Annotated in this window: 24 protein-coding genes, 2 tRNA genes and 1 pseudogene; 4 read left to right on the top strand and 23 right to left on the bottom strand. The window is 70.5% G+C overall.

The features are described 5' to 3' along the window. Position 1: 1 nt before the first annotated feature. From argJ to rplM, 4 genes are all read right to left on the bottom strand, one after another. A complete protein-coding gene (argJ, locus tag GXY35_10920) occupies positions 2-1,195 on the bottom strand; it encodes a bifunctional glutamate N-acetyltransferase/amino-acid acetyltransferase ArgJ (GenBank protein ID NLW95087.1) in 1,194 nt (397 codons plus the stop codon). 46 nt (positions 1,196-1,241) lie between these two features. Continuing rightward, a complete protein-coding gene (locus GXY35_10915; protein ID NLW95086.1) occupies positions 1,242-2,264 on the bottom strand; it encodes an N-acetyl-gamma-glutamyl-phosphate reductase in 1,023 nt (340 codons plus the stop codon). 119 nt (positions 2,265-2,383) lie between these two features. Next, positions 2,384-2,782, bottom strand: coding sequence for a 30S ribosomal protein S9 (gene rpsI / locus GXY35_10910; GenBank protein NLW95085.1), 399 nt, complete (start codon positions 2,780-2,782; stop codon positions 2,384-2,386). A gap of 23 nt (positions 2,783-2,805) precedes the next feature. Further along, positions 2,806-3,222, bottom strand: a complete 417-nt coding sequence (gene rplM, locus GXY35_10905; protein NLW95084.1) for a 50S ribosomal protein L13 — start codon at positions 3,220-3,222, stop codon at positions 2,806-2,808. 159 nt (positions 3,223-3,381) lie between these two features. Between rplM and GXY35_10900 the strand changes: the two genes are divergently transcribed. Both GXY35_10900 and GXY35_10895 read left to right on the top strand, forming a co-directional pair. Then, positions 3,382-3,457: transfer RNA gene (locus GXY35_10900), tRNA-Cys, on the top strand. Between the two features lie 33 nt (positions 3,458-3,490). Beyond that, the gene (locus tag GXY35_10895) at positions 3,491-3,709 is read left to right on the top strand and encodes a hypothetical protein (protein NLW95083.1); all 219 of its coding nucleotides are present in this window, start codon (positions 3,491-3,493) and stop codon (positions 3,707-3,709) included. Positions 3,710-3,724: 15 nt separating this feature from the next. Here the strand turns inward: GXY35_10895 and GXY35_10890 are convergent, their stop codons facing one another. After that, on the bottom strand, positions 3,725-4,846 hold the full coding sequence (locus tag GXY35_10890; GenBank protein ID NLW95082.1) for an NAD(P)/FAD-dependent oxidoreductase: 1,122 nt from the start codon (positions 4,844-4,846) through the stop codon (positions 3,725-3,727). 64 nt (positions 4,847-4,910) lie between these two features. Between GXY35_10890 and GXY35_10885 the strand changes: the two genes are divergently transcribed. Continuing rightward, a tRNA-Leu gene (locus tag GXY35_10885) sits at positions 4,911-5,002 on the top strand. Here GXY35_10885 and coaBC read toward each other — a convergent pair. The 9 genes and pseudogenes from coaBC to ileS form a co-directional block, all read right to left on the bottom strand. Beyond that, positions 4,963-6,208, bottom strand: a pseudogene (gene coaBC / locus GXY35_10880) (bifunctional phosphopantothenoylcysteine decarboxylase/phosphopantothenate--cysteine ligase CoaBC). The gene GXY35_10885 and the pseudogene coaBC sit on opposite strands and share 40 nt — an antisense overlap. Next, a complete protein-coding gene (gmk, locus tag GXY35_10875; GenBank protein ID NLW95081.1) occupies positions 6,205-6,810 on the bottom strand; it encodes a guanylate kinase in 606 nt (201 codons plus the stop codon). The pseudogene coaBC and the gene gmk overlap by 4 nt, the downstream one beginning before the upstream one ends. Positions 6,811-6,871: 61 nt before the next feature. After that, complete coding sequence (locus GXY35_10870) at positions 6,872-7,747, bottom strand: YicC family protein (GenBank protein ID NLW95080.1); 876 nt, start codon at positions 7,745-7,747, stop codon at positions 6,872-6,874. A 3-nt stretch (positions 7,748-7,750) separates the two neighbouring features. Beyond that, positions 7,751-8,746, bottom strand: a complete 996-nt coding sequence (locus tag GXY35_10865; GenBank protein NLW95079.1) for a mannose-6-phosphate isomerase — start codon at positions 8,744-8,746, stop codon at positions 7,751-7,753. Between the two features lie 4 nt (positions 8,747-8,750). After that, positions 8,751-9,701, bottom strand: coding sequence for an RluA family pseudouridine synthase (locus GXY35_10860; GenBank protein ID NLW95078.1), 951 nt, complete (start codon positions 9,699-9,701; stop codon positions 8,751-8,753). A 9-nt stretch (positions 9,702-9,710) separates the two neighbouring features. After that, on the bottom strand, positions 9,711-10,526 hold the full coding sequence (gene lgt, locus GXY35_10855) for a prolipoprotein diacylglyceryl transferase (protein NLW95077.1): 816 nt from the start codon (positions 10,524-10,526) through the stop codon (positions 9,711-9,713). A gap of 21 nt (positions 10,527-10,547) precedes the next feature. After that, positions 10,548-11,045, bottom strand: coding sequence for a signal peptidase II (gene lspA / locus GXY35_10850; GenBank protein NLW95076.1), 498 nt, complete (start codon positions 11,043-11,045; stop codon positions 10,548-10,550). After that, positions 11,046-11,546, bottom strand: coding sequence for a hypothetical protein (locus GXY35_10845; protein ID NLW95075.1), 501 nt, complete (start codon positions 11,544-11,546; stop codon positions 11,046-11,048). It lies immediately after the preceding gene. A gap of 33 nt (positions 11,547-11,579) precedes the next feature. Then, positions 11,580-14,363: an isoleucine--tRNA ligase gene (ileS, locus tag GXY35_10840; GenBank protein NLW95074.1), complete on the bottom strand. Its 2,784-nt coding sequence runs from the start codon at positions 14,361-14,363 to the stop codon at positions 11,580-11,582. Positions 14,364-14,628: 265 nt separating this feature from the next. Between ileS and GXY35_10835 the strand changes: the two genes are divergently transcribed. Beyond that, positions 14,629-15,171, top strand: coding sequence for a cation-binding protein (locus GXY35_10835; GenBank protein ID NLW95073.1), 543 nt, complete (start codon positions 14,629-14,631; stop codon positions 15,169-15,171). A 31-nt stretch (positions 15,172-15,202) separates the two neighbouring features. Here GXY35_10835 and GXY35_10830 read toward each other — a convergent pair whose 3' ends face one another. The 9 genes from GXY35_10830 to GXY35_10790 form a co-directional block, all read right to left on the bottom strand. Continuing rightward, on the bottom strand, positions 15,203-15,466 hold the full coding sequence (locus GXY35_10830; protein NLW95072.1) for a DUF167 domain-containing protein: 264 nt from the start codon (positions 15,464-15,466) through the stop codon (positions 15,203-15,205). Between the two features lie 138 nt (positions 15,467-15,604). Continuing rightward, positions 15,605-16,423, bottom strand: coding sequence for a pyrroline-5-carboxylate reductase (locus GXY35_10825; protein NLW95071.1), 819 nt, complete (start codon positions 16,421-16,423; stop codon positions 15,605-15,607). Between the two features lie 60 nt (positions 16,424-16,483). After that, positions 16,484-17,152: a YggS family pyridoxal phosphate-dependent enzyme gene (locus GXY35_10820; GenBank protein NLW95070.1), complete on the bottom strand. Its 669-nt coding sequence runs from the start codon at positions 17,150-17,152 to the stop codon at positions 16,484-16,486. A gap of 49 nt (positions 17,153-17,201) precedes the next feature. Beyond that, positions 17,202-17,870, bottom strand: a complete 669-nt coding sequence (locus tag GXY35_10815; protein NLW95069.1) for a polyphenol oxidase family protein — start codon at positions 17,868-17,870, stop codon at positions 17,202-17,204. Further along, on the bottom strand, positions 17,867-18,010 hold the full coding sequence (locus tag GXY35_10810; protein NLW95068.1) for a hypothetical protein: 144 nt from the start codon (positions 18,008-18,010) through the stop codon (positions 17,867-17,869). Before GXY35_10810 ends, GXY35_10815 begins: the two co-directional genes overlap by 4 nt. Then, positions 18,007-19,677 carry a radical SAM protein gene (locus GXY35_10805; GenBank protein NLW95067.1) on the bottom strand — a complete coding sequence of 557 codons (1,671 nt, stop codon included), beginning with the start codon at positions 19,675-19,677 and terminating at the stop codon, positions 18,007-18,009. Before GXY35_10805 ends, GXY35_10810 begins: the two co-directional genes overlap by 4 nt. 161 nt (positions 19,678-19,838) lie before the next feature. Continuing rightward, entirely contained in the window at positions 19,839-20,936 is a 1,098-nt protein-coding gene (locus GXY35_10800; protein ID NLW95066.1) for a PilT/PilU family type 4a pilus ATPase, read from the bottom strand. Between the two features lie 51 nt (positions 20,937-20,987). Beyond that, positions 20,988-21,767, bottom strand: a complete 780-nt coding sequence (locus GXY35_10795) for a PilZ domain-containing protein (GenBank protein NLW95065.1) — start codon at positions 21,765-21,767, stop codon at positions 20,988-20,990. A 43-nt stretch (positions 21,768-21,810) separates the two neighbouring features. Continuing rightward, complete coding sequence (locus tag GXY35_10790) at positions 21,811-23,412, bottom strand: long-chain fatty acid--CoA ligase (GenBank protein ID NLW95064.1); 1,602 nt, start codon at positions 23,410-23,412, stop codon at positions 21,811-21,813. Between the last annotated feature and the right edge of the window lie 14 nt (positions 23,413-23,426).

Here is a 23,426-nt window from a genome sequence, read left to right as displayed (position 1 = left end):
CTCAGGTCTTGTTCAACTCCACGTAGTCCGGCGTCAGGTCGCAGGTGAGTATCCGCTCCTGCGCCGCGCCGCGCGAGAGGACCGCCTCGATCCTGACGTTGGGCCCCTCGAGCAGCTTCCCCAGCTCCGCCTCGTCCGCCCCCGCGGGCGCGCCGTTGCCGAAGACGCGCCGCCCCTGCAGGAACAGCTCGAGTGCATCCTGGGCGAAGTCGACGCCCGCCGCCCCGAGGGAGGAGAGGATCCTTCCCCAGTTCGGGTCCCGCCCGAAGATCGCGGTCTTCACGAGGGGCGAGTTGGCGACGGCGAAACCGAGGCGCTTCGCCTCGGCCGCGTCCCGCGCCCCGCGGATGAGGATCTCGACGAACCTCGACGCCCCCTCTCCGTCGCGCACGATCATCTCCGCGAGCGCGCCGGTGACCCGGTCGAGCGCCTCCGCGAATCCGCGCGCCCCGTCGGAATCCTCCCGCAGGAGCGGGCTGTTCCCCGCGGCGCCGTTGGCCAGGATGAAGACGGAGTCGTTGGTGCTCCGGTCCCCGTCCACGCTGATCCGGTTGAAGCTCTTCTCCACGCTCCCCCGGAGCAGCGCTGAGAGGAAGGCCGGTTCGACCGCCGCGTCGGTGGTGATGAACGCCAGCATCGTCGCCATCTCCGGGTGGATCATCCCGGCGCCCTTCGCCATGCCGCCGACGGTCGCCTCCCCACCCCCGAGAAGGAACCGGGCGACCGCCTCCTTGGGGCGCGTATCGGTGGTGAGGATCGCCTCCGCCGCGTCCCGCCCCCCCTCGCGGCTGAGCGCGGCGACGAGCCCCGGCATGGCCGCCGTGATCCGCTCGACGGGGAGACGCCTCCCGATCCGCCCGGTCGAGGCCGTGAGCACCTCCGCCGGGTCGAGGCCCGCCGCCCGCGCCGCCGCCGCCGCCACCGTTTCGGCGTCGCGGAGGCCGGCGTCGCCGGTCGCCGCGTTCGCGCAGCCGCTGTTGGCCACGATCGCCCGCGCCCTCCCCGCGGCGATCCGCGTGCGGCTCAGCCGCACCGGGGCGGCGCAGAAGCGGTTCGTGGTGAACGTCCCGGCGGCCGCGGCCGGGAGATCGGAGACGAGGAGGGCGAGGTCCTTCTTCCCCTCCCTGATGCCGCAGCAGACGCCCGCCGCGCGGAATCCCGCGGCGGCGGTCACGCACCCGGTGGGGTGTGTCATACGCGCAATCCTCCCGCGGGAACGCGGCGCGCCCGGCCGGGGACGTTCAACGAAGCCCCTCGGTCTCGGGGAAACCGCAGACGAGGTTCATGTTCTGCACCGCCTGCCCGGCGGCGCCCTTGAGGAGGTTGTCGATGGCCGAGACGACGACGATCGTGTTCGTGCGCTCGTCCACGACGAACGAGATGTCGCAGAAATTGAGCCCCGCGACGTTCTTCGTGTCGGCGAGCTTCCCGGCCCCCATCAGCCGGACGAACGGCGCCTTCTCGTAGACGTTTCGGTAGGCGTCGCGCACCGCGGCGTCGGAGATCTTCCCGCGCGGGGTGAGATAGGCGGTGGTGAGGATGCCGCGGTTCATCGGCACAAGGTGCGGCGTGAAGAGGAGCTGCAGCGGCGCGCCCGCGGCCCTGCCGAGCTCGACCTCGATCTCCGGGGTGTGCTGGTGCACCCCCACCTTGTAGGCGCGGAAGCTCTCGTTGACCTCGCCGAACAGCATCGCCAGGGAGGCCTTCCGCCCGGCGCCGGTGACGCCGGACTTGGCGTCGATGACGATCCCGGCGGGGTCGACGAGCCCCGCCGCGAGGAGCGGCGCGAGGGCGAGGATGGAGCCGGTGGGGTAGCAGCCGGGGTTCGCGACCAGAGCCGCCGCCCGCACCTCGTCGGCGTGGAGTTCAGGCAGGCCGTAGACCGCCTCGGCGAGCAGTTCGACCGCCTCGTGCTCGATCCCGTACCAGCGTTTGAAGACGCCGACGTCGCGAAACCGGAAGTCGGCGCTCAGGTCGATGACCTTCTTCCCGGCGAGGCGGAACGGGCGGGCGAATCTCATCGACACGCCGTGGGGCAGCGAGAGGAAAACCAGGTCCGCCTTCCGGCAGACCTCCTCGACGTCCAGCGGGGCGCAGGGGAGGTCGATTCGCCCGGTGAAGCGCGGATATTCGTCGCTGATGCGGATCTCGCGGTCCAGCTTGGCGGTGAGCGACGCCACCTTCACCCGGGGGTGCCTGAGCAGGATCTCGAGCAGTTCGCACCCGGCGTATCCGGTCGCCCCCACGATCGCCACGCGCAGCATCGATTCACCTCGCTGGGCGGCATTATAGTATCGCCGCACCCGGTGTCAATGAAAACAGTGACAAACGGGGCAGGCGCCGGCGTCCGGCCCTGCCCCGTGCGTGTTCGCCCCGCATCCGCTCAGCGCTTGGAGAACTGGAATCTCTTCCGCGCCCCCGGGCGTCCGTACTTCTTCCTCTCCTTCGCGCGGGGATCGCGCGTGAGGAGTCCCGCCTGCTTGAGGCTCTGGCGCATCGTCTCGTCGTGGCGGGAGATCGCGCGCGCGAGCCCGTGCCGAAGCGCCCCCACCTGCCCCATCAGCCCGCCGCCCTTGACGACGGCGGTGACGTCGTACTTCTCCTTCGTTTTCGTGACCGTGAGCGGCTGCGCCACGATCACCCGCATCTCCTCGGTCCGGAAGTAGCGCTCGATCGGGACGCCGTTCACCGTCATCAGCCCGGTGCCCGGCGCGAGCCGCACCGTCGCAACCGCCGTCTTCCGTCTCCCGGTGGTTCTCACCGCCGCGTGCTGCACCGTCATCTTCCCCTCCGTGGAACGCTCGGTCACCGCGCCGCCGCGGCGGGCTTCTGCGCCGCGTGCGGATGCTCGGACCCCGCGTAGACCTTGAGTTTCGAAAGCAGGGCGCGCCCGAGCTTGTTCTTGGGCATCATCCCGGCCACCGCGTGTTCGACAAGCCGCTCCGGGTGCCGCTCGCGGACCCGCGCCACCGGTATCGTCTTGAGCCCGCCTGGGTAGCCCGAGTAGCGGGTGTAGGTCTTCTGGAGATCCTTCTTGCCCGTGAGCTTCACCTTCGCCGCATTGATCACGACCACGAAATCCCCCGTGTCCACGTGGGGGGTGAACTCCGCCTTCCCCTTGCCGCGCAGGAGATCGGCGATCCTCGTGGCCATCCGTCCGAGCACCTGCCCGTCGGCGTCGATCAGGTGCCATTTCCTGGAAATCTCGCCCGTCCGGGCCATATAGGTCTTCACCCGCGATTCCTCCCATTGAGTGCGGAGACGGACTCTACCATCCCGCGTGCCGGGCGTCAACCGCCAAATGCGGCAAATGCGGCCCGGCGGTGCGGATACTGTTGCGGCGCGGCGGGCAGCTGTGCTACCCTACGTGTCGAGAATAGCGGCGGCGTAGCCAAGTGGCTAAGGCGGAGGTCTGCAAAACCTCTATTCGTCGGTTCAACTCCGACCGCCGCCTCCATCTTCTCTCGCAGACACCGGGGGGCGTTCGCCAATGAAGCAGTTCCGCATCTCAAGGCCGCGGCTTTTCCTCGCGACCGTCGCGGCCGCCGTCTCCGCCGGCTGCGTCCCGCAGGCCGCGGCGCCGAGGATACCCGCGTTCAGAACAGGGCCGTCGGCCCCCTTCGGGGACGAACTGGTGGTGCCGGAGACCGCCGGGTCGATGCTCCGAGAGGCGCCGGACGACGTGGTCTCCCCTTCGTTCGTCAAGTGACCGGGGGCGTTCGCCTCACCCGGCCGCCTTCACCATCCGCCCCACCAGCCGCCCTATGGCCAGCGACGCGGTGAGGGCGGGCGACTCCAGCCCCAGCAGGTTGATGAATCCCTCGAGCCCCTTGTCCGCCTCCTCCCGGATCACGAAGTCCCGCTGCGGTTCGCCGGTCCGGTAGAGCTTCGGCCGTATCCCGGCCATGTCGGGCGAGAGGTCTTCCTCCTCGATGAACGGCAGGTATTCCCGCGCCCCGAGGAAGAACTCCCTGCGGTGCCCCTCGTCCACCGCGTAGTCTGAATCGTCGTTGACGTAGAACGCGTTCGGGCCCAGCTTCACCCCGCCCTGCAGGTCGAGCACGGTGTGCACCCCGAGACTGATATCTGTGGGGGGCGGGTAGATCAGGTGCCGGAGCCCCCTCCCCTTCCCGCGCCCGAGACTGAAATACTCCCCCTTGCACGGGCTGATCGTGTAGCCGGCGGCGGCGGTGTCGATGCCCGCCATCTCGGCGACGCGCGCGGCGCCGAGGCCCGCGGCGTTGACGACCAGGCGGCTCTCGAACCGGTACTCCTCGCCGTCGGCGTCCCGGACGCGCACCGTGTAGCCGCCCGGCTCCTTCGCGATGCCGACGGCCTCGCACCGGTAGGCGATCGTCGCCCGCCGCGACGCCTTCTTCTCGAGAAAGGCCATGAAACGGTGCGTGTCGAATATCCCCGTCTCCGGCGACAGGAGCCCCGCCTCGGCGCGGATGTCGGGCTCGAGCGCCGCCGTCTCCGCCCGGCCGAGAAGGCGGAGCCCCTCGACCCCGTTCTGGTCGCCCTGCGCCTTGAGCTTTTCGAGTGTCGGCACCTGCGACCGGTCCCACGCGACGATGAGCTTGCCCGTTTTCCGGAACGGGATCCCGCGCTCCTCGAGGAGCCGGTAGAGCTCCCGGCGCCCCTCCACGCAGAGGGAGGCCTTGCGCGAACCCCGCGGGTAGTAGATGCCGGCGTGGACGACCTCGCTGTTGCGGCTGCTGCACTCCCTCCCGAAGGAGTCGTGGCGCTCGACGACCGCGGAGTCGAGCCCCTCTTCGGCGAGCTCCGCGGCGATCGCGAGCCCGACGACGCCCGCGCCCACGATGGTGACGTCAACCCGTTCCATGTGTCTCTCCCCTTGTCGCTTGGAAAACCGACCCGGTGATGCGATAATGCCCCCGGCTGCGGGCGCCGGAGTGATGGAATTGGCAGACATACGGGACTTAAAATCCCGAGTCCGCTTCAGGCGGGCGTGCCGGTTCGAGTCCGGCCTCCGGCACCAGAGCCCCGCAGGGCGAGACAGCGGCGCACGATCAGCCGCGCCAGCCGCTCCTTCCGCATCCGCGGAAGCCGTTCGCACTCCCCGTTTCGGCCGACGAACACGGCCTCGTTGAAACCGCTGCCGAATCCCGAACCGCGCCGCGAAACGTCGTTCCCGATGACGAGGTCGAGGCCCTTCTGCGCGAGCTTCCGCGCCGCCTCCCGGGCCGGGTCCCCCGTCTCCGCCGCGAACCCGACCAGCAGCGCCTTTCCCCGCCTCCGCCCCAGCTCGGCGAGGATGTCGGGCGTCCTCACCATCCGCACGGAGAGGGAGGACGGCCCCTTCTTCAACTTGCGGCGGGAACGCCGGGCGGGGCGGTAGTCCGCCACCGCGGCCGCCATCACGACCACGTCGGCGCCGGCCGCCTCGTCCCGCACCGCCCGGCGCATCTCCTCCGCCGTCTCGACCTCGATGAGACGAACCCCCGCGGGGGGGACGAGCGCGACCGGGCCGCTCACCAGGGTGACGCGCCCCCCCGCCCGGAGCGCCGCCTCCGCGACCGCGTAGCCCATCCTCCCGCTGGATGGGTTGGAGATGAAGCGAACCGGGTCGAGGTACTCGCGGGTGGGGCCCGCGGTGACGAGGAAACGGACGGTCACCTCACACCAGCCTCTCGACCGCCTTGTACAGCTCGTCGACCTCCGCGAGCCTCCCCGGCCCCTCGCTGCCGCAGGCGAGGCGCCCCTCCTCCGGGCCGACGATCAGGAAGCCGCGGCGTTTCAGGAGCGCCACGTTCCGGCGGACGGCGGCGCTGCGCCACATCGCCTCGTTCATCGCCGGGGCGACGACGACCGGCGGGCGTGCGGCCATGACGGTGCAGGAGAGGAGGTCGTCGGCGATGCCGCAGGCGATCTTCCCTATGACGTTGGCGGTCGCCGGGGCGATCAGCACGACGTCGGCCCATTCGGCGAGACTGATATGGACCGGGTCGAACTCGGGGGGCGAGTCGAAGAGCTCCGACACCACGGGGGCGCGCGAGAGCGTCCTGAAGGTGAGCGGCGCGACGAACTCGCGCGCGGCCCGGGTCATCACGACCCGCACCTCGGCGCCGGCCTTCGTCAGCCGGCGCACGAGCTCGCACGCCTTGTACGCGGCGATCCCCCCGCATACCCCGACGAGGACCTTCCTGCCCGACAACGGCGGGCGGGCGGCGTTGGGCTTCTTCATCCCGTGCGTATCCTTTCGATCAGCTTCGCGTTGCGGGCCGCGCGCAGGCGCTCCGCGGCGATGACCGCCTTCAGCTCCCCGCACGCCGTGTCGAGTTGGTCGTTCACGACGACGTAGTCGTACCGCCCCGCGTAGCCCATCTCCTCGCGGGCGAGCGAAAGGCGTTTCTGGATGACCTCCTCCGCGTCGGTCGCCCTCCCCCGCAGCCGGCGTTCGAGCTCCCGCATCGAGGGGGGGAGGATGTAGATGAAGACCGCCGGGCAGTCCTTCTCCATCACCTGGAGCGCGCCGCGGACGTCTATGTCGAGGATGACGTCCCGCCCCGCCGCCAGCGTCTTGTCTATCACGCTCCTCCGCGTGCCGTAGTAGTTGTCGTAGACGAGGGCGTGTTCGAGGAACTCGCCGGCGGCGAGCAGCTCCTCGAATCTGACCCGGGTCGTGAAATGGTACGCCTTGCCGTCCACCTCGCCGCGCCGCGGGCCGCGGGTGGTGACGGAGACCGAGTAGTCGAGGAGCGGGACCTCCTTCAGGAGAAGGTCGAGCAGCGTGGTCTTGCCGGCCCCCGACGGGGCGGTGATGACGAACAGTATGCCGGTGCGCATGGATCCTCGCATCATTAAACCTTACTCCCGGGAAACTGGCAACCGGAAACGCCCGGCGGCGCTACTGGATGTTCTGGAGCTGTTCCCGGATCTTCTCCAGCTCCGCCTTGATCTTGATGGCGAAGGTCGAGATGCGCGCGTCGTTGGCCTTGTTCGCCGAGGTGTTCACCTCGCGCTGGATCTCCTGCATCGTGAAGTCCAGCTTCTTGCCGACCTCCCCGTTCGCGGCGAGGAGCGCGCGGAAGCTCTTCATGTGGCTCCGCAGGCGCACGATCTCCTCCGTGATGTCCACCTTGTCGGCGTAAAGGCTCACCTCGGCGAGCAGCCGCGCCTCGTCGTACGAGGCGCCCTCGAGCACCGTGCGCACCTTCCTGCGGATCTTCTCCTCGTAGCGCCGCGTGCTCTGCGCGCGGAGGGCGTCGATCCGGGCGATCAACGAGTCCACCCGTCTCCAGCGCCTGACGAAATCGCCCGCCAGCCGGCTCCCCTCGCGCTCCTGGCTCCGCGCGAGGTCGTCGCAGGCGACGGCGAGGGCGCGGCGGACGAGCCCCCAGACCGGGCGCCGCGCGAGATTCGCCATCTCGGTGCGGACGACCGCTCCCGTGGCGACGAGCGTGGAGAGATCGAGCCCCCCCTCGAGACGGAGCCACGCGCCCACGTTCCTGAGCTGCGCGGCCAGCTCCCGGCAGGCGCGCCGGTCGATCACCACGCGTTCCGTGCTCCCCTCGGGGGGGGTGAAGATCACGTAGGCGGTGACCTGGCCCCGGCCGGTCCGCTCCTGCAGATAGCTGCGTATCCTCGGCTCGAACGGGGCGATCTCCCGCGGGATGTTCGCCGTGAGCTTGAAGTACCTCCCGTTGACGCTCTGGATCTGGACGCTGCAGCGTCCGAACGGACCTCTCGCCGTCCCCTCGCCGTAGCCGGTCATGCTCTTCATGCGCTATGGAACCTCCGTCTGGAGCAGGACCATCCCCGCCCCTTCCGCCTCCACCGTGTAGTCGCCCAGCGCCGCCGGGAGCAGGAGATGGTCGCCGCCGCGGAGGACGACTTCGCCGCATGGGCCCCCGTGGCGCAGGAGCCCGCGCCCCGAGGCGACGGCGAGCACCCGGAACCGCTCCCCCGCGCAGGAGGAGGAGATCCGCCCCCGCACCTCGCAGACGGTCGCGGCGAAGTGGCGGCAGCGGGCGAGGGGCGCGGCGCGGAAACCGTCCCCCTCCTCCCACCGGGCGCAGACCAGCGGATCGAGGCGGAGGTCGAAGTCGACGACCTCGAGCGCCTTGGCCAGGTGCAACGGCCGCCCCGCGCGCCCCCAGTCGAAGAGCCGGTAGGTGACGTCCGAGTTCTCCTCGATCTCGAACAGGAGGACGCCCGCGCAGACGGCGTGCACCATCCCCGCCGGCACGAAGAGCGCGTCTCCCGGCTTCACCGCGATCCGCCTGAGGCACCCGTCGACGCGGCCCTCCGCGAGCGCCCGCGTCAACTCTTCCCGCCCCAGCCCCGGCCGGAGCCCGCAGAGCAGCGCCGCCCCCCGCTCCGCGGCCGCGACGTACCAGAGTTCCGTCTTCCCCCACTCGCCGCGCTCGTGCCCCGCCGCGTAGCCGTCCGGCGGGTGGACCTGGACGGAGAGGTGCGCCGAGGCGTCGAGGAGCTTGAAGAGCAGCGGGAACCGGTCGAAGCGGCGGGCGGCGAGCGCTTCGCCGAGGATCCGTTCGGGATCCTCCGCGACGAGCTCCCGCAGGGAACGGCCCGCCAGCGGCCCCTCCGCCACGCGGCTCACGTCCCCCCCATGGTCGGCGATCTCCCACGACTCCCCGACGCGGGCGCCCGGCGCCAGGGGGCGCCCGTAGACGCCCTCGATGCGCCGCCCGCCCCAGACCTTCTCCTTGCAGATCGGCTCGAACCTGAGCGGATACAGAGGAACGGCTGCCCGTCTCACGTTTCTACTCTCTCGTGGTGGATTCGGTTTTCGCCCGCAGCGCCGCGAGGACCCGCAACAAATCCTCGGGGACGGGCGCCTCGACCCGCACCTCCGCCCCGGTGCGCGGGTGCCTGAAGCCGAGGCGCCGCGCGTGGAGCATCGGCCGCTCCGCCTCCGGCCCCTCCCTCCGCTTCGCCCCCCGTCCGCCGTAGAGCGTGTCGCCGAGCAGCGGGCAGCCGAGGTGCGCCATGTGAACCCGGATCTGGTGCGTCCTCCCCGTGCCCGGCAGCAGCGAGACGAGCGAGAATCCGTCGAACCGCTCCCGCACCTCGTAGCGGGTGACCGAGAGGCGGCCGCGGTCCTTCCGTACCGCCATCCGTTTCCGCTCCACCGGGTGCCGCGCGATCAATCCCTCGACGATCCCCCGTTTCGCAGGGGGGGCCCCGCGCACGACGGCGAGATACTCCTTGTACACCTCGCGGCGCGCGAACTGGGCGGCGATCAGCCGGTGCGCCTCGTCGCCCTTGGCGACGACGATGCAGCCGCTCGTGCCCTTGTCAAGCCGGTGCACGATCCCCGGCTTCAGGGCGCCGCCGATCCCGGACAGGTCCGGGCACCGGGCGAGGAGCGCGTTGACGAGCGTCCCCGAGACGATGCGCCCCGCCGGGTGGACGATCATCCCCGCCGGCTTGTCCACCACGAGGAGATCGTCGTCCTCGTACAGGACGGAGAGCGGGACCGGCTCCGCTTGGATGCCCGTCGGCCGGGGCGGCGGCACGCAGACCTCGACCCGATCGCCCGGTCGAAGGCGCTGGTGCGCCTTGACGGCCTTCCCGTTCACGAGGACGCGCCGGTCCGCGATCAGCCGCTGCACCGCGGCGCGGGACACCCCCTCCATCCGTTCCGCCAGGAACCTGTCGAGGCGCGCCCCGCCGCCCCCGGCGTCTGTCTCGAACCGCGTCGCGGTGTCCATCGTCCCCGCTCACGCCCCCTGGCGCCGCCGCCCCGCGGCGAGGATCAGCGCCGCGGAGACCAGCGCCATCCCGAGTCCCGTCAGCTGCGGCAGGCTCAGGGCCGACCGGCCCACGGCGAGGATCGCGGGGGTGTCGGCGCGAAACTCCTCGAGGACGAACCGGGCGATCCCGTAGAGAAACAGGTACAGGAGGAAGATCTCGCCGCGGAACCGGCTGCGCGGGAGGCAGCACGAGAGCGCGACGAAGATCCCGATCTCCGCGAGCGACTCGTAGATCTGGACGGGGTGGACCGGGATGCTCCACGCGCTCCCCGGCGGCAGGAGCCCCGCCTCGCGGAGCTGGTACGCGTGCGCCGCGCTCCCGTCCGGGAAGACGACCGCCCACGGCACGCCGGACGCCGCGCCGAAACAGCAGCCGTTCAGGAAGCAGCCGATGCGCCCCACCGCGTGCCCGAGCGCCACGGAGGGGACGAGGAGATCGAACCCCGCGAGCACCGGAAGCCGGTGGAGGCGGAGGTAGACGGCGCCGGCCAGGACGGCGCCGGCGAGGCCGCCGAGGAACGAGAGCCCCCCCTTCCAGACCTTGAAGATCTCCAGCGGGGAGGAGAGGAACTCCCGCGGGTCCTCGAGGATGTAGAGGAGGCGCGATCCAGCGATCGCGGCCAGCAGGGCGTAGATGCCGATGTCGTAGGCGATCTCCGGCCGCCAGCCGTACCGTTTCAGCCGCCCCGCGGCGGTGGCGAGAGCGGCGAGGAACGCCAGGGCGACGAAGACCCCGTACCAGTAGACGGTCAGGGGGCCGACGCTGAACAGGACCGGACGCATGCGCACTCCCTTTCCGCCGCCTCACCCCCCAGGCGGCGGCGCCGGCGCGCCCCGCGCGGGTTTGGTTTCGGCGTTGAGCATCAGGTAGTACAGGAGCAGGACGACGCCGACGCTGATCGCGCTGTCGGCGACGTTGAACGCGGGCCAGTGGTACGCGCCCCAGTGGACGTCGATCCAGTCGATCACGCACCGCTCGCGGTCCACCAGGAGCCGGTCCGCGAGGTTGCCGACCGCCCCTCCGAGGATCATCCCGAGGGCGATTTTGCAGAGGCGGTGGTGCGCCCCGATGCTTCGGTGGAACCAGACGAGGACGGCGATGGTCGCGAACGACAGCACGATGAAGAGCGCCTGCTGGTGCGGGAATATCCCGAATGCGCCGCCGCGGTTGCGCACGTAGGTGAGGTTGAGGAACCCGCGGACGACCACCGCCACCTCTTCCTCGAGGAAGGCGCTCCGCACCCAGAGTTTGGTCAGCTGGTCCGCCGCCAGGACCAGGGCGGCGGCGAGGGCGGTCGCCATTCAGGACTCCTCCTCGACGCCCTTCTCCTCCTTCTGCTTGCACGGGAGGCAGAGGCGCGCCCACGGCATCGCCTTCAAGCGCGCGAGCTTGATGGCGCGGCCGCACGACTCGCAGAGGCCGTACTGCTTCTCCTCCATCCGCCTGAGCGCCTGGTCGATCCGGTACAGGACGTCCTGCTCGCTCGAGGCGACGGTCAGGGCGAACTCGCGGTCGAAGGTGTCGGTGCCGATGTCGGCCATGTGCAGCGAGTAGCCGGACAGATCCCCGGTCGATTCGCGCTGCGAGCTGCGAAGGTGCGTCTTGCGGAGGTTCATGAAGTTCCCCATGATCCGCTCCTTCTGGGCGATCAGCGCGTCCCGCAGCTTCTTGCGCAACGCCGCGGTGACGGGCGACTTCGCCCGCCGCGGGGGCGCCGCGGGCCGGCGCGTTTTCGCCGCCGCCTTCCCCCCCTTCGCCGGCCTCTTGTTCGCCTTTTTCGATCCGGTCCTCGCCGTACTCATCGCGCGCCTCCCCTCTGCTGCCTTTTCGCCGCGTCAGGCGCGGCCGTACGATTGAAGCACCTCGACGCACCGCCCGCAGAGCGACGGGTGCGCCGCGCTGCGCCCGACGTTCGTGGCGTATCTCCAGCAGCGCCCGCACTTCCCCCCCTCCGCGCGCGCCACCGTCACCTTCGCCGCGGCGCCCGCCGACGGATCGAACGAAAGCGCCACGCCGGAGACGATGAACAGATCGGCGAGGAGGGGCCGCTTGGCGTCCAGGAGCCTGAACAGCCCCTCGTCTCCGCACACGATCGCCACCCGCGCCTCGAGCGCATTGCCGATCATCCCGCCCCGCCGCGCCTCCTCGAGCGCCTTCGCCGCCTCGCGCCGCACCTCGAGCAGCCGTTCCCACTCCGCCTCGAGCGCCGCGTCGAGATGCTCCTCCCGCGCCGCGGGCCAGTCCGCCCAGTGCACGCTCGCCGCCCGCGCCGTCAGGAACGGCGCGGCGCGCCACGCCTCCTCCGCGGTGAAGGCGAGGATCGGGGCGGAGAGCGGGACGAGGGTCTCGAGGACGGCGCAGAGGGCGGTCTGCGCGGAGCGGCGCCGCGGCGAGTCCCCCCCGGCGGTGTAGAGCCGGTCCTTCAAGACATCGAGGTAGAGGCTGCTCAGATCCACGGCGCAGAACTGGTGCAGCAGATGGTACGCCCGGCAGAAGTCGTACCGTTCGTACGCGTCGGTCACGCCGGAGCGGAGGCGCTCGAGCCGGCTCAGGATCCAGCGGTCCGTCTCCTCCATCCGTTCGAGGGGGACGCGGTGCCGTTCAGGAGAGAAATCGCACAGGTTGCCGAGCAGGTACCGGAACGTGTTCCGAAGCCTCCGGTACGCGTCGACGAGCTGGTCGAGGATCTCCCGCGAGATCCGGACATCGACGCCGTAGTCCACGGAGGCGACCCAGAGGCGGAGTATGTCCGCCCCGTACCGCTCGATGACGCTCCGGGGGGCGATCACGTTCCCCGCGGATTTGGACATCTTCTTCCCCTCGCCGTCGGTGATGAAGCCGTGCGTCAGGACCGTCGCGAACGGGGCGCGGCCCGCGAGGGCGACCGCCGTGAGGAGCGAGGTCTGGAACCATCCGCGGTGCTGGTCGCTCCCCTCGAGGTAGAGCGCGGCAGGGAACCCGAGCTCGGGCCGCGCGGCCAAAACCGCCTGGTGGCTGACGCCGGAGTCGAACCAGACGTCGATGATATCCTCCTCCTTGCGAAACTCCCCCTTCCCGCAGGAGGGGCAGCCGAACCGCTCCGGGACGAACGAGACGGCCGGCTCGGAAAACCACGCGTCGGCGCCCCGCGCGGCGACTGCCTCCCGCACGCGCGCCAGGGTCTGGGCGGTCAGAACCGGCTCGCCGCAGCCGGCGCAGTAGAGCACGGGGATCGGCACCCCCCAGTGGCGCTGGCGCGAGAGGCACCAGTCGGGCCGCGACTCCAGCATGCTGGCGATCCTGCCGCGCCCCCGCTCGGGGATCCAGGCGGTTTTTTCCGCCTCCTCGAGTGCGCGCCTGCGCAGGTCGCGCCGGTCGACGCCGATGAACCACTGCTCGGTGGCCCTGAAGATCACCGGCCGCCTGCATCGCCAGCAGTGCGGGTACGAGTGCGCGATCTCGCGCGAGAGGAGGAGCGCACCGCTGCCGCGCAGCTCGTCGACGATCGGTCTGTTGGCCTCCTCGACCCGCATCCCGGCGAACCGCCCCGCCGCCTTGGTGAACGCCCCGCGCCCGTCCACCGGCGCGAAGATCTCGAGGCCGTATTTCAGGCCGATCTGGTAATCCTCGTCGCCGTGCCCCGGGGCGATATGGACGAGGCCGGTGCCCTGTTCGAGCGTCACGTGGTTGGAGAGGACCACGGGCGAACCGTCCCCCGTGAGCGGATGGGCGGCGACCGCCCCCTCGAGATCGCGGCCGCGGCAGACGCCCATAACCTCCGGCGCCGGCTCGCCCAGCTCGTCGGCCACCCTGCCCGCGAGCTCCCGGGCCACGACGAGAAGGCGCCCCTTCATCCTGACCGCGGCGTACTCGAACTCGGGCCGCACGGCGACGGCGCGGTTTGCGGGGAGCGTCCAGGGCGTCGTGGTCCAGATGAGCAGGGAGGCGCCGCGCGCCCCGGGGAGCGCCTTCTCGATGCCGGAGACGGCCTCGAACGCCACGTAGACCGACGGCGAGGTGTGGTCGTCGTACTCGACCTCCGCCTCGGCGAGGGCGGTCTCGCAGGCCGGGCACCAGTGGATCGGCTTCATCCCGCGGTAGACGTATCCGTCGAGGTACATCCTGCCGAAGCAGCCGATGATGGCGGCCTGGTAGGCGGGGTCGAGCGTGAGGTACGGCCGCTCCCAGTCGCCGAAGATGCCGAGCCGCTTGAACTGCTCCCGCTGGACGTCGACGAACCGGAGCGCGTAGTCGCGCGCCTTCTCCCTGAACCGCGCCCGGTCGATCTGGTGCTTGCGCACCTTGAGCTCCTTCATCAATTGGTGCTCGACGGGAAGGCCGTGGCAGTCCCAGCCGGGGACGAAGGGGCTGTAAAACCCGCGCATCGTCTTGTACTTCACGACCATGTCCTTGAGGAGCTTGTTGAGGGCGTGCCCCATATGGATGTCGCCGTTGGCGTAGGGGGGGCCGTCGTGGAGGATGAAAGGCCGGCCGCCCTTCCGGTTGGCCAGCGCCTTCTCGTAGACCCGCTCCCGCTCCCAGAATGCGAGCAGCTCCGGCTCCCGCAGGCTCAGGGACGCCTTCATCGGGAAGGAGGTTCTGGGAAGGTTCAGCGTGCCCTTGTAGTCGTGCGTGTCCATACTGCGTTCCAATACGGAGAGTTCCACGCCGGGCGCATTCCCGCCGCCGTGCGCCCGAGGTGAAAGACGAAACGGGACTATAGCACGAGCGAGCGGGAGAAGCAATAGCGGAGGCGAAAGGCCTCCGGAGGGGGGGGATTCCCCTCCTCCGCCCCCCCGGCCTCGAGTCGCCGCCTTTCCGGGACATCCCCTCCGCATACGTGCTAGAATCCGGTCGCCGACGGCGGCGCGAGGGGATCGAAACATCGCGAAAGGAAGAGTGCGTATGCAGGCGCGCGGACCGCTCATGGTGGAGCATCGGCTGATAGAGCGGATGCTCGGTCTTATCGAAAACGCCCTCCGGGATATCGAGTCGGCGGGCTGGTTCGATCCGCTGTTCGTCGATACCGCGGTCGACTTCATCCGGATCTATGCCGACCGCACCCACCACGGAAAGGAAGAGGACATCCTGTTCCGCGAGCTGAACAAGAAGGAGCTGTCAGCCGAGGACCGACAGCGCATGAACGAACTGATCGGGGAACATCTGTTCGGACGGAAGACCACCGAGGCGCTCGTGGACGCCAACAGCCGGTATCGCGCCGGCGATGCGTCGGCCCTCGCCGACATCGCCGCGAGGCTGAAGACGCTGGTCGAATTCTATCCGAAGCATATCGAGAAGGAGGACAAGATCTTCTTCCCGGCGGCGCGGGCCTACTTCACCGACGAGGAAGACCAGGCGATGCTGGCCGGGTTTTGGGAGTTCGACCGCACACTGATCCACGAGAAGTACCGGGCCGTGGTGGAGGAACTCAAAGGCCTGCTGCGGTAGGGGCACAAGGCGGATTCCGCGCCCGCGGCGGCTACCGTGCGCCGTTCCCGGCGCACCCCAGGCGGGCGCGCAGGCGGGGGAGATCCATCCCCTCGATCGCGAAGATCTTGTCTCTCGCGAGGTCCCCGCGGACAAGGGTGACGGCGGAGCGTTTGAGCCCGAGAAGATCGGCAAGAAACTCCGCGGCGGCGCGATTCGCTTTCCCCTTCTCCGGAGGGGCGTGGACCTTCACCTTGAGGGCGCCTGCGTATTCGCCGACCACGGCGTTGGTGGAGGCGCCCGGCTGGAGGCGGATTTTGAGAAGCGCGACGCCGTTCTTTTCGCGGAGATCGAGCACACGCACCTTGAATGTACACCCGTTCGGCCGACGGAAAACGGCCCCGTTCACGGCACACAGGCCCGAGGACCGGGCGGCGTGCGGGGGAAACGCGGACTAGATCCCGCTCAACTCCTCCGCCCGCGCGCCCGCGGCCTTGATCGCCGCGATGAGCGACTTCTTGACGTCGTTCTCATCGAGGACCTTCACGGCCGCCGCCGTCGTCCCCCCGGCGGAGGTCACCCGCCTGCGGAGCTCCTCGGGGCGCTGTCCGGAACTCTCCACGAGCCGCGCGGCCCCGATGAGGGTCTGCGTCGCGACGGTGAGCGCCTGCGCCGCGGTGAACCCGAGCTCCTCCCCCGCCTTCTCCATCGCCTCGAGCAGATAGAAGACGTACGCCGGGCCGCTTCCCGACACGGCGGTCGCGGCGTTGATGAGTTTCTCCTCGACCTCGATCTCCTTGCCGAGCGCCCGCAGGATGCAGCGCACGTACTCCGCGTCGCCCTCCCCGACCGCGCTCCCCCGCGCCCAGATGGACATCCCCTCGCCGATCAGGGAGGGGGTGTTCGGCATCACCCGCACCACGGCCGTCCGGCCGAGCGCCCGCTCGATGGCGGCGGTCGTGACGCCCGCGGCGATGGAGATGACGAGCTTCCCGGCGGCCCCGGCGCCCGAGAGCCCCTCGAGCACGGCGCCCATATGCTGCGGTTTGACGGCGAGGATGACGATGTCGCTCGCCGTCGCGCAGGCGGCATTCGACTCCGCGGCCTCGACCCCGAAACTCCCGCACAGATGCGTGAGCCGCTCCCGCCTCGTGTCGCTGACGAGGATCTCGGAGGCGAGAGAGAGCCCCGCGTCGAGCAGACCTCGGATGATCGCCTCCGCCATGTTGCCGCCGCCTATGAATCCGATCCTCCGGTCAATCCGCGCCGCCATATCGTCCTCCGTGCCGAACGCGCCTGCCCCGCGACCGGCGCCTCTCCCCGCAGGGATGCGTCACCCGAATATCGCCGTGCCGATGCGCACGATCGTCGCCCCCTCCTCCACCGCCACCTCGTAGTCCTGCGTCATCCCCATCGAGAGGTGCCGCATCCGGAGGCGCGGCCCGTCCGCGAAACGGCCGGCGAGTTCGCGGAGGCGCCTGAAGACGGGGCGCGCCCTCTCCGGGTCCGGGGAGAACGGCGCCATCGTCATCAGCCCCTCCACCTGAAGGCGTTCGAACCGCCCTACGGCGGCGAGGAATTCGGGGAGCTCGTCGGGGCGCACCCCGAACTTGTGTTCCTCGCCCGAGACATTGACCTCGACGAGCACCGGCACCAGGCGCCCCGACTTCGCCGCCTCCCGTTCGATCTCCTCCGCGAGCCGGAGCCGGTCAAGGGAGTGGATCAGATCGAAGATGCGCAGCGCCTCGGCGACCTTGTTGCGCTGGAGGTGCCCGATCATCTGCATCGACGCGCGGCCGCGGAGCTCCGGGAACTTGCGGGCGGCCTCCTGCACCCGGTTCTCCCCGATCAGGCGGACGCCGGCCGCCAGCGCCTCCCCGATCTCCTCTACCGACCGCCCCTTCGTGGAGGCGAGGAGCTCGATTCCGCCTGCGGGGCGGTTGGATCGCCGCGCCGCCGCCTCGATCCGGCTCCGCACCTTCCTCACGTTGTCGGCGATCATCGCCCCGCCTCGCTCCGTTCCATTGTGTAGCACAGTCGCGCCGCCTCGGTCAACGCCTTTCAACCCCGCCCCCGCGCACCGTCATCGCCCCGACCATCCTCCCGCACCGCCCCCGCTCCCTCCGGTACGAATGGAACAGCGCCGGGCTGCAGGAGGTGCAGATCCGGGGGTTCTCCACGGCCGCGACCCCGCGCTTCCCGAGTTCCTCCTCGAGGAGCGACCAGAGATCGACCGGGTAGCAGCAGGGGCCGATCGAGGGGCTTATCGCGCAGACACAGTCCGCCGGCGAGGTGTTGAACGCCGCGGCCATTTCGTCGAGACAGGCGCCGACGACCCCCTGCTCCGTCCCCCGCCTCCCCGAGTGGACGAGGCCGATCGCGCGGGCGCGCCTGTCGGCGATGAAGACGGTCGGGCAATCCGCAGAGAACGCCGCCAGCAGAACGCCCTCCGCCCCGGCGATGAGCGCGTCGACCCCGGGTCTCTCGCCCCACGGGGCGCCCCGCCCGTCCGCGAGGGCGACCGCCTTCCCGTGCACCTGTTCGCCCCAGACCGCGCCGCGGACGCCGGGGAAGAAACGGTCCCTGAGGCGGCCGACTGCCGCCTCCCTGGTCTCGAACGCGCCCGCGCCGCCCTCGAAGCCCCGCGTGGTGAACGCGTGCCCGAGCCACCGCTCGGCGGCGAGGATGTCGAAGAAGACGCAGCCGTCTTGTTGGATCATCCGCCGCCCCCTCCCGCGCTCACCCGGTTCGCGCCTGCGTCCGGGTGGGCTGCGATCGCCTTGTTCCCCGCGCTCCCCGCCGGCGCCGCGACAGTGCCGTCCGCCCCGCTGCGGTGCGCCGCGGCCGTCTTGTATCTCACCCTTCCCGTCCCGCGATCCCGTCCCCGCACGCGCCGCAGGCGCGGCACGACGCCGGGGCGCACGGCGCCGTCATCTCCCCCCGCATGAACCGCTCGAACTCGAGTCGGAGGTAGGATTTCGACACCCCCGTGTCGAGATGGTCCCAGGGAAAGATCTCGTCCGCGCCGCGCGGCCGCACGGCATGCCGGGTGATCGCCTCCCTCGGGATCCGCTCGCCCGCGGCAAGGTGCCGCGCCAGCGACCGGTCCCCGCGCGCCAGGGCCCCTTCGAGGAGCGCCTCCCGCGCGCTCATCCCGCTCACCCGGACGCGCGGGATCCGCGCCAGCATCCCCCTGAGCGCCGCGAACTTCTTCCGCAATGCACGCTCCTCCTCCATCCCCGCCCATTGGAGCGGCGTAGCCGCCTTCGGGACCAGGCAGCCGACGCTCACCCTCGCGGGGATACGGGAGGCCGCCGCCGCCACCTGCGCCCCGATCGCATCGAGGTCGCCGTCGTTTTCCCCCGGGATGCCGACGAGGTAATAGAGCTTCAACTCGCGGATGCCCGCCGCCGCGGCCCGCTCGGCCGCGGAGAGGATCTCCCGCGCGGAGACGGATTTGTTCACGCGACGCTGGAGACGCTCGGCGGGGGTCTCGGGGGCGATCGTGATGCTTTTCGCGCCGCTCCCGGCGAGGATCCGCAGCAGCGCGTCGCTGAGCGCGTCGGCCCGCACACTGGAGACCGACACGCGCCCGCCGTCCGCCGCGGCCTCGGCGCAGATCTGCTCGGTCCACGGGAGGTCCGAGAGCGATGCGCCGAGCAGCGCGACGCCGCCCGGCGCCGCCCTCCCGCGCCGGATCGCGCGCGACAGCGCCGCGCGGCTCCGCGTGCGCGGGGGGCGGTAGGCGTAGTCCGCGACGCAGAACCGGCACGCCCGCCCGCAGCCGCGCGACACCTCCACGAGCGCTTTGCCGCCGAAGTCGGTCTCCGGGGCGATCACGGGGGCGAGGGCGGGCCACCGGTCGAGATCGGCCGTCCGCCGGACGGACGGGCGCGGCACGGAGGCGTCGACCGGCTCCACCGCCGCGATCCGTCCCTCTCCGTCGAGGCGCGGGACGAAGAGGCGCGGCACGTAGACCCCGGGGATCTCCGCGAGCGACCGGAGGAGCCGCCCCCTGTCGACCGTCCTCCCCCGGCGCAGCAGGCGCTCGAAGAGCGGGCCGAGGATCTCCTCCGCCTCCCCGAGGACGAACAGATCGAACAGGTCCGCCAGCGGCTCCGGATTGAGCGAGGCGCAGACGCCCCCCCCGACGATCAGCGGGAAGCGCTCGTCTCGCTCGCGGGCGAACGGGGGGATGCCCGCGCCGCGCAGGACCGCCGCCGCGTTCCCGTAGTTCTGCTCGCAGGAGAGGGAGAAGGCGACGAGGTCGAAGGTCCCCAGCGGCGCCCGGCTCTCCACCGTGCGGCTTTCGAGGCGGGGGGAGAAAAAGGCGCGCTCGGCGCGCACGTCGGGGAGGGAGTTGAGGAGCGCGTAGACGAACTGGAAGCCGAGACTGCTCATCCCCACGAAATACGAGTCCGGGTAGACGAGCGCGACGGCGCAGGCGGCGGGCCTCGGGGGGAACGCGCCGCGCTCGAGGGCGGCGAGGCGCTTCAGCTCGCGGACGGAATCAAGATAGTCGGACACGGCACCATTGTGCCACGGATCGAAGGCGGGGGACACGGAAGATGTCGGCCGGGCGCGTCCGGCGCCTCGGGGGGTTTCGGCCGTTCCGGCGCTCCGCCCGGCCGGGCAGGCGCGCCCGGCCGCGGGGGAAAGGAGCCGGATGCGGGGCGCGGAGGCGCGGCTCAATCGTCGCCGAGGATCTGGCGGGACTCGTCGAGGTAGATCCCCTGGAGGTTCATCTTGAGACTCTCGGGGTTCGGCGAGTAGGCGAAGGCGGTCTCGTCCGTGATGACGCCCGACTGCACGAGGTCCACGAGGGACTGGTTGAACGTCTGCATCCCCTGGTCCCGTCCCTCCTGGATCGCGGCGGAGAGCTTCTCGACCTTGTTCTCCCGGATGAGCTTGCGCACGGTGGCGGTCCCGAGCATCACCTCCACGGCGGGGACGGAACCGGCGCCGTCGGCGCGCGGGAGGAGACGCTGGCAGATGACCGCGCCGAGGTTCGCCGCGAGCTGGAGCCGGGCCTGCTCGCGCTCCGCCGCGGGGAAGAAGTCCATCACCCGGAGCACCACCTGGGCGGCGTTGGAGGTGTGCAGGGTGGCGAGCGAGAGCCGCCCCACGTCGGCGGCGGTGAGCATCGCCATGAAACTCTCCTTGTCGCGCATCTCCCCGATCAGGATGATGTCCGGGTCCTGCCGCATCACGAAACGGAGGGCCGAGGGGAAGGAGCGCGTGTCGATGCCGACCTCGCGCTGGTCGATCACCGACTTCACGTCCTCGTGTATGAACTCGATCGGGTCCTCGATCGTCACGATGTGGCGGCGGACCCTGGCGTTGACGAAATCGACCATCGCGGCGAGCGTGGTGGACTTCCCGGAGCCGGTTGCGCCGCTGACGATGACGATGCCGCGGTCGAAGAGGGCGATCTTCTCGACGATCGGCGGAAGCCCGAGCTCCTTGAAGTCGGGTATCCGCGTCCGCACGTGCCGCATCACAACGCCGACCATGCCCCGCTGGAGAAAGATGTTCGTGCGGAACCTGCCGGATGCGGGGTCGATATGGGCGACGTCCAGCTCGGCGCCCTTCTGGAACGAGGCCCACTGCGCGCCGGTGACGACGGACTGGGCGATCGCCTCGGTATCGGCGGGCGAGAGCGGGGGGTGGTCAAGGGTCACGAGCTTCGTCGCGATCCTGAATATCGGCGGACACCCCACCTTCAGATGGATGTCGGAGGCCCCGCGCCTCACCGCTTCCCCGAGTATCCACGGCAGTTCGGCCATCGGCTCCTTTCACCAGGGCGGCCGCGGCGGGCGGGACGCGGCCCGGGAAGATCAGAGGATCTCCTTGATGCAGCGGTCGAGCCGTTCCTTCTGTTCTTTCGTGAGACCGACGAAATAGGCGGCCATATCGTACCTCTCGGAGTCGGCGGCCTGCTCGCACCCCACCACCACCGCGCTGCACTGGAGCGCCTCGTGGGCCTTTTCGCGGCGCTCCTTGGCCCGGGGGGGGAGCACCAGGTTGACGGCGATCTCCCTGAAGAGCGGTATGCTGCGGTCGGCCTGGAAACAGATGCCGTTCTTGCTCAAGCTGATCCCGTCGCCCATGACCTTGAAGTTCGCCGAGCGCACACTGAATCCTTTCCTCCCGAAGCATCTCGACGAGAAGATCTTTCCCGCCCCCTCGCGCGAAGCCGGCGCGGGGGTTCCCTTCGACGGCGGGACGTGCAGCTTCTCGTGCACCAGGGTGTCGAGGCGCTCCCGGTCCGCCGTTGACAGGTCCGTGAAGCAGAGCGCGATGCCGTAGTGCGGGTGCGCGGCGTCCGCGCCCTCGGGCGTGTTCCGGACCACGATGCCGTGGCATCGGACCTTCTTCTGCGCCGGGCGCCCCTTTCGGGGCGCCTCGGGGACCAGGAGCGTCACGTCGAGGGTCGAGTTGAGAGGGACGAACCTGTCGAGCGTGCAGAATGCCCCGGAGGCGCTCAGGTTCCTTGTGTGGGCCTCGATGACGTTCCTATCCTTTTTGATCTTGAGCGGCACGTCGACATCCGCCCGCAACTCCACCCGGCGCTCCGCCCCGAACGGCACGGGCTTCTTTACGCCACGCTTCTTCATGAATCACTCCTTGCAGCATATATAGCACGTTCCCCTGAGGCCGTCAAGCGCCCGGGGCCGCCCCGTCGATCGAAGCCGCACCGGCGGCCGAGGCCTCCCTGAGGCCCGATTTCACGATCTTCCCCGCCGCATTCCGGGGCAGTTTGTCGCGCACGACGATCCGGCGGGGGACCTTGTACGCGGCGAGGTGGCGGCGGCACCAGGAGACGAGCTCGCGCACCGGATCGCCCCCGCCCTCCCTGAGGGAGACGAAGGCGACCGGCACCTCGCCCCGGTGTGTGTCGGGCGCGCCCACGACCGCGGCCTCCGCCACGCGCGGGTGGCGATAGAGCACCTCCTCGATCTCGCGCGGGTAGACGTTCATCCCGTGGAACAGGATCATATCCTTCTTCCTGTCGACGATGTACAGGTACCCGTCCTCGTCGAGCGTGCCGATGTCGCCTGTCAGCAACCAGCCGTCCCGGATCGTCTCCTTGGTCTCGCGCGGCCTGTTCAGGTAGCCCCGCATCACGTTCGGCCCCCGCACCGCGACCTCGCCCCGCTCCCCCTGCGGGAGGGACGCCCCGTCCCCGGAGACGATCCGCACCTCGACGCCGGGGATCGGCTGGCCGACCGAGCCCGGTTTGCGCACCCCGTCGAGCGGGTTGATCGAGACGACCGGCGACGTCTCCGAGAGGCCGTACCCTTCGAGGAGCGGGATCCGCACGCGCTTCTCGAACGCCCTGAGCGTCGCCGCCGAGAGCGGGGCGGAGCCGGAGATGCAGAGCCGAAGCCGCAGGATCCGCCTCACCCACCAGGGGAACCCGCGCTGCGCGAGCACGTCATACAGATGCGGGATGCCGATGAATATCGTCGCCCGCCGCTTGAGCATCTCCCCGACGAGCCGCGGGAACGACGCGAGCCGCGCCACGGCGACGCACCCCGCCCCCACGGCGATCGGCATCAGGATGCAGGCGGTCAGGGCGAACGAGTGGAACATCGGGATGAAGAAGACGACCCGGTCGCGCGGCCCGATCCTGATGCATTTCGCCGAGGCGGAGAGGTTGGAAAGGAGGTTGCCGTGGGTGAGCATCGCGCCCTTCGGCCTTCCGGTCGTCCCGGAGGTGTAGATGACGACGGCGAGATCCTCCCTGCCGACGGGGACCCCCGGCGGCCCCGCCCCCGCTCCGCGGAGGAGCTCGTCGCAGCGCCGGCCCTTGGCGCCGAGATCCTCCCGGCCGAAGGTGGCGATCGCCTCGAGGGACCGGACGGAATCCGAGAACCCCCTGACCGCGGGGGCGAACGCGTCGGAGGTCACGAGGACCTTCGCGCCCGAGTCCTCCATGATGTACCGGAGCTCCGGGGCGGTCAGGAAGGTGTTGAGGGGGACGACCGTCGCGCCCGCCTTGAGCGCGCCGAGGAACGAGTAGACGAAATGCCGCCCATTGCCGAGGAGGACGGCGACGCGGTCGCCGCGCCTGATCCCGAGGCGGGTGCGGAGAACGGAGGCGAAACGGTTCGTCCGCGCATCCAGGAGACGGTAGCTGACGACGCGCCCCTCGGTGAAGAGCGCCGGGCGTCGCGGGTGGCGGGAGGCGGTCTCCTCGAGCATCCGCCCGAGACTCTCGCACCGTTCCGCCGGGACGCCCGTATCGCGCACGCGCATGGACGGGGGATCCG

Source organism: Chlamydiota bacterium, assembly GCA_012729785.1.
Classification (GTDB): Bacteria; Auribacterota; Tritonobacteria; order UBA1439; family UBA1439; genus UBA1439.
The sequence above is the reverse complement of the archived record's forward strand: the minus strand, read 5'-3'. Positions and strand labels throughout refer to the sequence as shown.